Origin of the sequence: Streptomyces sp. TRM68367 (assembly GCF_014495685.1) — a bacterium.
Classification (GTDB): Bacteria; Actinomycetota; Actinomycetes; order Streptomycetales; family Streptomycetaceae; genus Streptomyces.
Genome location: NZ_JACTVI010000171.1, coordinates 1 through 8,749 on the forward strand (window position 1 = coordinate 1; position 8,749 = coordinate 8,749).

Here is an 8,749-nt window from a genome sequence, read left to right on the forward strand (position 1 = left end):
TCTACCGGGCACTGACCAGCACACCGACCGAACGAATCACTCATACCGACCTGGCTCCAGCGGCTTGACAGCCATAGGAGCATCCCGGCACACCCGGTCCGCGATCCGCGGGAAGGACAACGATGACAGACAACGCAGTGATCGTCGGTGCGGGCGTGATCGGACTCGCCACCGCCCACCGGCTCGCCCAGGACGGCCTGGCCGTCACCGTGGTGGACGCGGCAGGAGGCGGGGCGGCCGGAGCCTCCGTGCACAACGCCGGATGGATCGTTCCGATCATGTCGACTCCGGTGCCCGCGCCCGGGATGCTCGGACAGGCCTTTCGATGGATGGCCCACAGGGACAGCCCCCTGTACGTCCGCCCCTCCCCGCGTCCCGAGCACGTGCGCTTCATGATCAACATGCTGCGCCACTGCAATCCCCGGGCCTTCGCGTCGGGCGTCGAGGCGCTCACCTCCCTCAACGAGCGCACGCTTCAGCTGTTCGATGAGTACGAGAAGGACGGCATCCGCTTCGAGCAGCACCGCGTGGGCCAGCTCCTGGTCTTCACCACCCGGCACACCATGGAGGAGTACCGGGCGGCGACGGCACCCATGGAACGGATCGGCCACACCGCCGCCCCTCTGACCGGCGACGAACTCCGCGACCTCGAGCCGGCACTCAGCAGGCAGGTACTGACCGGCCTGCACTGCCCGCAGGAACGGCACGTCGACCCCGCGAGTCTGGTCAGGGGCCTGGAAGACCGCTGCCGAGAACTGGGAGTGCGGTTCCTGCACGGCAGCCCGGTCACCGGCATCCGGTCGAGGGGCCGCAGCGTGACCTCGGTGCTCGCCGGGGGCGAGGAAGTCACCGGCGACCTGTTCGTCCTCGCGGCCGGAGTGCACACAGGCTCGCTCTCGCGGCTGGCCGGACGCCCCCTGCCCATCCGGCCCGGCAAGGGTTACGGCTTCGACGACACCAGTGGCTCGGTGACGCTGCGGCACTCGGTCTACCTCGGCGAGGCGAAGGTGGCCGTCACACCGCTGTCGGACCGGCTCCGGTTCGCCGGAACGATGGAGTTCGGCAGCTCCGACGCGACCATCGATCCGCATCGGCTGCGGGGCATCGCCCGCTCCGCCCACACGTACCTGCCGGACTTCCCCCCGGAGTCACAGCCATGGGGCTGGACGGGGCTGCGTCCGATGACACCCGACGGACTGCCGGTCATCGGGCCGCTGCCGGGCAAGGACAACATGCTGGTCGCGAGCGGGCACAGCATGCTCGGGGTCACCCTCGCGCCAGTGACGGCGGACATCATCTCCGCGGAAATCTCCGGAGGCCGGCAGCGAGCCGACACGGCCCGCACGGCTCTCCCCTTCTCTCCCCAGCGCTTCATCCCACGTCGTGGTCGGACCACGGCAGACGGTTGACGCAAGCCCGGTCCCATCCCGGAGTCATCCCCAACGCCACAACCTCGCCCGGGACCCAGATGCAGCAGAGGGGGCGGTGGTGCTGCGCTGGCTGGCCGAGCGGGAGAACGCCTGGTTCATCGCCTCCCCAGCTCGCGCTCACGCCGTCACCGGCCCGTCTCCGGGTACGGCGACGTGGACGGCCGACCGGGTGCTCGGCAAGGAGCTGCCCGACCCGGCATCGGCCGCCCCCGGGCACGTCGCCAGCTTCTTCACCGGGCTGTCGGCCTCAGCGCACGCCGCTGGTCACCCGTCATCCACCCGTGCGGCACATCGATGATGGCCAGGAATGGCCCGAATCGAATGTCGTCATGGGCGCGGTGCTGCTGGTGGTACCCGTGATCGTGCTGGCCTCGGCGGCCGGACGCCTGGGCGCCGCACGGCGCGAACAGAAACTCGCCGCCCTGCGCCTGGCCGGGGCCATCCCGCGCCGGATCCTCGCCATGACCGCCGCCGAGGCCGCCGCCGTCGGCCGCGGCCGGCGCCCTGGCGGGCGCGGCACTGTACAGCGCGCTGCTGCGGGCCTCGCCGAGATCCCGTACGGCCTCGGCGGCTGGTACACCGACCAGCTGTGGGTCGGCCTGCGCTGGCTCGCGGCGATCGTGCTGGCGGTCACCGCCCTCATCACCGTCAGCGCGGTGTCGATGCCGCGCCGGGTCGCGACCTCCCCCGGGCGTCGCCCAGCAGACCGACCTGCGCCGCACCCGCTGGATCCGCCTCGCCCTGGTCGTCGCGGCCCTGGGCTACATCCTGCTGACAACGATCAGCGGTGGCCTGAGCGGCCGCCGGCTGGTGGAGCTCCTGCTGCTGTTCTACGCGGCGTACTGGATGGTCGGCCCTTGGGTGGTGGACCGGCCGGGCCGCGTGGCGGGCCGGTTCATGACGGCCGCCCCAGCAGACCCCGGACTGACTGACGCCGGTGCGGCCGGGCCGGGCGACCCGCACACCGCGGCGCCGGGCCCGGCATCATCCCAACGGCGAGGGTGTCGACCAGGGCCCCGCTCGGCGGGCGCCAGGTCGCCGGGCTCCGCCTGGTAGATGTGAGCCCACTGCGCAAGGGCACTGGTGGACGAGGAAGGCGCGGCACGCGAGGTTCTGCTCGCCCTGCGGCGGGCGCGCACACCTGGTCCTGATACCCGGGCACCCCGGGGCTCGGGCCTGCTGGCTTACAATGTCTTGCATCGAAGCGTTTTCCCGGCAGATGACGGCAACAACTCACGGGGGCGTGCTCGGCCGGCGCGGTCGTCTGTAAGCAGCGCAGACCTTCTCGAATCGCCTGTACTGGACACGGTTCTCGTTCGGCGAGGGGAAGGAGCAGGATGAAGGGCTCCACCCGGCGCGTCGGCGCGCGGGCGTCCTTGTTGGACGGCGTCGCGACGGCCGTGCTCGACGCTCGGGGCACCGTGCTGTGCTGGTCCCGGGAGGCCGCGGAACTGCTGGACCGGACGGCCGGGGAGGTCTGCGGTCACCCGGTCCTGCGCCTGCTCGTCGACGCCTCGGAGCAGGAGTGGCGGGACCAGCCTGTTGGGGCCGGAGTGACGGCGGCGGGCCGGGCGCTGCTGCGACACCGCCGCGGTGACGTGGTCGAGGTCGTCTTCCGGGTGCTGCCGCTGGAGGCCCGCGCCGAGTTCCTCGTGCTGGCCGCACCCGTCAGGCTCGTGAGCGACGGGGAGCAGGGCGCGGCCCTCCTGTCTGCCCTGCTCGCCCAGGACCGGATCGGGATCAGCATCCACGACATCGACCTGACCGTCGTGCGGACCAATATCACCCCCGAGCTGTTCGGCGGTCCCGCCCTGCCCCCCGGCGGCCGACTGGCGGACGTGATGTCCCCGCAGGACGCCGAGGCCGCCGAGGCGGCGCTGCGCCGGGTGCTCGCCACGGGCGTACCGCTGGTCGGGCACGAGCAGCGGATGCGCTCGCCGCAGGTTCCCGGGCGGCAGTGGTCCTTCTCGCTGTCCGCCGTCCGGCTGGAGGACGCCCACGGGGATCCGATGGGCGTGGCCGCGCTGGTCACCGACGCCACCGCGCAGCAGCGGGCCCGCGACCACCTGCAGCTGCGCCACGAGGCCTCGGCCCGGATCGGCGCATCCCTCGACGTGACGCGCACCGCCCAGGACCTGGCCGACGTCCTCGTCCCGGCCCTCGGCGACCTGGCCACGGTGGACCTGGCCGAGGCCGTACTCGAAGGCGACGAGCCCATGAAGATCCCAGGCGCGGGACAGCTGCACCTGCGCCGGGCCGCGGTGGCCTCGGCCGCCGGCCCCTGGCCCGCCGCCCTCCTCCAGGTGGGCGCGGCAATCCCCCGGATGCCGGACATGCCCGTCATACAGCACCTGCAGCGCGACAGGGCTGTCATCATCGACCCGACGGCGGCCGCCGACAGGCACCCGGAACTGCTCCGCCAGTTCTTCCCCGAACATGCGCACTCGGTCCTTGCCGCCTCGCTGTTCGCGCGCGGCCTGCGGCTCGGCGGCGTGGTGCTCTGGCGCACCGACCGGCCTGAGGCCTTCGACGAGCAGGACGCGGACCTGCTGGTCGAAATCGCCTCGCGGGCCGCGCTGAGCGTGGACAATGCCCGCCGCTACACCCGCGAACACCGCGCGGCCGTCGCCCTGCAGCAGCGCCTGCTCCCACGCGCCACCACCGACACCCCAGCCGCCCAGACCGTGGGCGCCTACCGGCCCGCCGGCGGCGGCGCCGAGATCAGCGGCGACTGGTTCGACGTGATCCCGCTGCCCTCGCTGCGGACCGCCCTGGTCGTCGGCGACGTCATCGGCCACGGCCTGCACGCCACCGCCACCATGGGGCGGCTGCGCACCGCCGTGCAGACCCTGGCCGACCTGGAACTGGGCCCCGAGGAGCTTCTCGCCCACCTGGACGACCTCGTCGCCCGGCTCGCCGCCGAGACCGACCCCGGACACCGCGACACGGTCGGTGCCACCTGCCTGTACGCCGTCTACGACCCCATCACCCGCCACTGCACCCTGGCCAGCGCCGGGCACCCGCCCCCCGTCCTGGTCCGGCCCGACGGCACCACCCAGCTCATCGACATCTCCCCCGGCCCGCCGCTGGGCGTGGGCGGCCTGCCCTTCGAGACCACCACCCTCACCCTGGACCCCGACAGCGTCCTGGCCCTTTACCCCGACGGCCTCCTTCACCGCCACGACCACGACCCCGACGTCGGCCTCCGGCACCTGGCCGACCGCCTTGCCGCACACTGCCGCCCCGGCCGGGCCCTGGACAAGATCGGCAGCGCCCTGCTCATCGACGCCGCCGACCCTGCGCCCCGCGACGACATCGCTCTGCTCCTTGCCCGCACCCGCGCCCTGCCGCCGGACGCCACTCCGGCGTGGGAGTTCCCCGCCGACCCCGCCGTCGTCGCCGACGCCCGCGAGGCGGCCACCCGCCAGCTGGCCGACTGGGGACTGGCCGAGGCCGCCTTCACCACCGAACTGGTCGTCAGCGAACTGGTCACCAACGCCATCCGCTACGCCGGCGGCCCCATCGGGCTGCGCCTCATCCGCGACACCACCGTGCTCGTCTGCGAGGTCACCGACTCCAGCAACACCCAGCCCCGTCTGCGTCGCGCACGCACCACCGACGAGGGAGGCCGCGGCCTGTTCCTCGTCGCGCAGCTCACCGCGCGCTGGGGCAGCCGTTACGGCCCCTCCGGCAAGACCATCTGGGCCGAGCAGTCCATCCTCCCCGCCTGACCGTCCGGGACAGCGTGAACAACCATCCTGTGCCGTCGCTCCGACTATGCGCGGGACGCAGGCCATCAGGTCCGCATATGGCGATCATGGATTCGTCCGGCTCCACGCGGCCCGCGACGAGCTCGCCGCGGTTCGCACCGAGGGTGTCGCCTTCAACCGAGGTGGGACCTGCCCGACGTGAGCGGTGACCCGGCCCCTCCCGGCCCACCCCGCCCGCCGTCACCCGCGACCGATGCGGTGACATCACGACACCGCTTCACGCACTCTCACGCGTTGCATCCCCATCGCCGAACTACGCCTGGGCATGTCTCGTCGCCTCTTCGCAGCCTGCGCGCGACTGCACCACAAGGACCGGCTGATCGCCGAGCACACTCCGGGCCTGCGCGCCGAAGACCAGCGCTTCGACGAGGAACCGACTGACGAAGAAGCAGACGAGAAACTCCGCCGCACCCGACGCCGCATCTTCCGCGAGTGAAACCCCTGGTAGACGGGTTCACGACCACTGCAGCCCGGCACGCGGAGGCCGGCGTCCGCGAGCACGGACCGGCCGGCCCCACGCCCGCAGCGACCGCCGCGGGCGGCACAGCACGTTCCCCCCTGCCCGGTTCGATACCGGACGTGGACCCATCCCCGTCCCTGGTCATGGCCGTATGACGAATTACGAAGCTTCGACAGACCTCTCGCATCTTCCGGCCCGCGTCTACTGTTGCCTGGTCTCCACCCGAAAGGCCAACGCTCCATGGATCTCGTTCCCGCGCCCCGCGAAATCCGTCCCGGCTCGGCGGATGGCGGCCCCTTCGTCCTCGGCTTCGGCACCGGAGTGGCGGCTGACGCGGCAAGCGGCACGTCCGCCCGCTGGCTGCGCTCCGTGCTCGGCACCGCAATGGGACTGCCGCTGGAGCCCGCGACGCCCGGAGCAGAGGGGGCCGTCACCCTGCAAGTCGCCGAGCGGCTCGTAGCGCTCGGCCCCGAGGCGTACGAGCTGGTCACGGACGCCTCCGGCGTGCTGATCGAGGGCGGTGGCCCGGCCGGGGTCTTCTGGGGCGCCCAGACTTTGCGGCAATTGCTCGGCCCGGATGCCTTCCGGCGCGCCCCGCTGCGTGAAGGGCCCTGGACAGTGCCACCGGTGCGTATCGCGGACGCCCCGCGCTTCGCGTGGCGCGGCATGATGCTGGACGTCGCCCGGCACTTCATGCCGAAGGACGGGGTTCTGCGATACGTCGACCTGCTCACTGCCCACAAACTGAATGTGCTCCACCTGCACCTGACCGACGACCAGGGCTGGCGGATCGAGATCGGCCGATACCCCCGTCTCACCGAGGTGGGGTCGTGGCGAGCCCGTAGCCGGATCGGGCTCGAGGACAGCCCGCTCTGGGACGAGCGCCCGCACGGCGGCTACTACACCCAGGACGACCTGCGCGAAATCGTTGCCTACGCCGGCGAGCGGCACATCACCGTGGTACCCGAGATCGACATTCCGGGCCACTCGCAGGCAGCCATCGCCGCCTACCCGGAACTGGGCAACACCGATGTCGTCGAAACCGCCGCGCTGGCGCCGTGGGACGACTGGGGCATCAGCCTCAACGTGCTGAACGTCTCCGAGGCCACGCTGGCGTTCTACGAGAACGTCCTCACCGAGGTCCTGGAAATTTTCCCGTCCGAGTTCGTCCACATCGGCGGTGACGAGTGCGCCAAGGAGCAGTGGCGGGCCAGCCCTACCGTCCAACGGCGCATCCGTGAACTGGGCCTGGCGGACGAGGCTGAGATGCAGAGCTGGTTCATCCACCACTTCGACCGCTGGCTGGCCGACCGGGGCCGAAGGCTCGTCGGTTGGGACGAGATCCTGGAGGGCGGCGTGGCACCGGGCGCGGTGGTGTCGGCCTGGCAGGGTTACGCTGGCGGCATCGCAGCCGCCCGCGCCGGCCACGACGTGGTGATGTGCCCGCAGGAGCACGTCTACCTCGACTGGCGGCAGGCCGACGGCCCCCACGAGCCCATTCCCATCGCCCATGTGCGTACCCTGGAGGACGTCTACCGCTTTGAACCGGTGCCCCACTCCCTGAGCAGGGCAGAAGCCGCGCATGTCATCGGTGTCCAGGCCAACGTCTGGACCGAGACGATGGACTCGGCCCGGGCCGTGGACTACATGGTCTTTCCTCGCTTGTCGGCCTTCGCCGAGGTCGCCTGGCGTCCTCTTCCAGCATCCTTCGAGCGCGACTTCGTCGACTTCGAGCAGCGGATGGCCGCCGCGCACTACGCCCGGCTCGACGCACTCGGCGTCGAATACCGCCCGCCGTCCGGCCCCCGGCCCTGGCACCGGCGACCCGGCGTCCGGGGCCGACCGAATGAGGGGCCCCCGCCCGTGCGATGAACCAGGTGCCGTTCGCATCCGATCATCCGCAACGTGTTCGGGACCCACCGTGGGACGGGCAGGACCCTGCCGGAGAAGTGGACGAGCGCGATGGCGTCCCGGCTGCCGCTCGCTCCCTGCACAGCTTCATGGGCTCGGCGCTCAGACCCCGCCACCCGCTTCTACGAGATCGACGGCGGCACCGCCCGCCTGGCCGACGCCCTGCTGGCCCGGGTGCGCGATCGGGTCCGCGATCATTGCGCCGACGAGGACGAATGCGGTGCGGCGTCTGCGCGGACGTCACGGTGAGGTCGGATCGTGGAAAGGCCCGTCCAATGTGGTCGCGAAGGGTTGTCGGCGCCAGTCGGCGCACCGCCCGCCCTGTTGCCCGAGCAGTGCCCCGACAGGTCCCGGGTCAGACGCGGCGGCGGGTGAAGCGCTGGTTGGGGTTGCCGGTGTAGGTCCACTGGGAGATGCGGGCGCCGTCGGCGGTCGAGTACTCCCAGACATCCATGGCCAGGCCGGACTCCCGGTTGACGAGGCTGATCACGTCACCGCCGTGGTCGACCACGCGCCACTGCTGGCCGGTGGCGCCGGTGTCGGCCTGCTGGACGACGTCCGCGCCGGTCACGGTGCCCGTGGGCTGGAGGAACAGGCCACTGTGCCGGGCCTTGACGCGGACGTGGCCGTCGCCTGCGTCCACAAATTCGAACTGCTGGTTGGAGCGACTGTTGGTGGTCCACTGGACGAGCCGGGCGCCGGCGCCGGTGGAGGCCTCGTAGATGTCGGCGGCCTTGCCGCTGTGCTGGGCCACCAGGGTGTAGGCGGCCGGGCCGCCGGGTGAGTCACCCAGCCGGGCTTCCCACCTGGTGTTGGGTCCGGCCGCGTCGGCCGGCAGGCGGTCCCGTGCGGCGGTGTCGCCGTACATCGTCCAGCGGGCCCAGTCGACAACGGTGTTCGGGAAGCGCCTGTCGCTCCAGAAGCTGGTGTGGCTGCCGCCGACGAAGGTGAGGAACGCCTTGGGCCAGGTCATCTCCGTGTACGCCTGCCGGGCCGAGGAGTACGACGTGGTCGAGTCCCGGTCGCCGTGGACGAACAGGACCTTGGCGGAGACCGAACTGGACGGGTTGCCCATGTCGGTGCAGGACTCCGGGTTGGCGGAGATGATCCGGCGGTCGGGCCAGGAGGTCAGCAGGCCATGGGTGATCATGCCGCCCAGGGAGTGGCCCGAGACGCCG

The 8,749-nt window shown here is 71.8% G+C and carries 8 protein-coding genes; 7 read left to right on the forward strand and 1 reads right to left on the reverse strand.

Annotated features, from left to right (window positions below; translation table 11 throughout):
- The first annotated feature begins 122 nt into the window (after window positions 1-122).
- The 7 genes from H8R17_RS43325 (at window position 123) to H8R17_RS43355 (ending at window position 7,820) form a co-directional block, all read left to right on the forward strand.
- Complete coding sequence (locus H8R17_RS43325) at window positions 123-1,409, forward strand: FAD-binding oxidoreductase (RefSeq protein ID WP_187828670.1); 1,287 nt, start codon at window positions 123-125, stop codon at window positions 1,407-1,409.
- Between the two features lie 79 nt (window positions 1,410-1,488).
- Window positions 1,489-1,728 carry a hypothetical protein gene (locus H8R17_RS48265; RefSeq protein WP_262505981.1) on the forward strand — a complete coding sequence of 80 codons (240 nt, stop codon included), beginning with the start codon at window positions 1,489-1,491 and terminating at the stop codon, window positions 1,726-1,728.
- The gene (locus H8R17_RS43335) at window positions 1,712-2,362 is read left to right on the forward strand and encodes a hypothetical protein (protein WP_187828671.1); all 651 of its coding nucleotides are present in this window, start codon (window positions 1,712-1,714) and stop codon (window positions 2,360-2,362) included. Before H8R17_RS48265 ends, H8R17_RS43335 begins: the two co-directional genes overlap by 17 nt.
- 405 nt (window positions 2,363-2,767) lie before the next feature.
- Window positions 2,768-5,161, forward strand: coding sequence for a SpoIIE family protein phosphatase (locus H8R17_RS43340; RefSeq protein WP_187828672.1), 2,394 nt, complete (start codon window positions 2,768-2,770; stop codon window positions 5,159-5,161).
- A 304-nt stretch (window positions 5,162-5,465) separates the two neighbouring features.
- Window positions 5,466-5,636 (forward strand): hypothetical protein, encoded by a 171-nt coding sequence (locus H8R17_RS43345; protein WP_187828673.1) that lies wholly within the window; start codon window positions 5,466-5,468, stop codon window positions 5,634-5,636.
- Window positions 5,637-5,900: 264 nt separating this feature from the next.
- Entirely contained in the window at window positions 5,901-7,532 is a 1,632-nt protein-coding gene (locus tag H8R17_RS43350) for a beta-N-acetylhexosaminidase (protein WP_187828674.1), read from the forward strand.
- A gap of 33 nt (window positions 7,533-7,565) precedes the next feature.
- Window positions 7,566-7,820 carry a hypothetical protein gene (locus H8R17_RS43355; protein ID WP_187828675.1) on the forward strand — a complete coding sequence of 85 codons (255 nt, stop codon included), beginning with the start codon at window positions 7,566-7,568 and terminating at the stop codon, window positions 7,818-7,820.
- Between the two features lie 106 nt (window positions 7,821-7,926).
- Here the strand turns inward: H8R17_RS43355 and H8R17_RS43360 are convergent.
- A partial coding sequence (locus tag H8R17_RS43360) for an RICIN domain-containing protein (protein ID WP_187828676.1) occupies window positions 7,927-8,749 on the reverse strand: 823 nt, incomplete at its 5' end.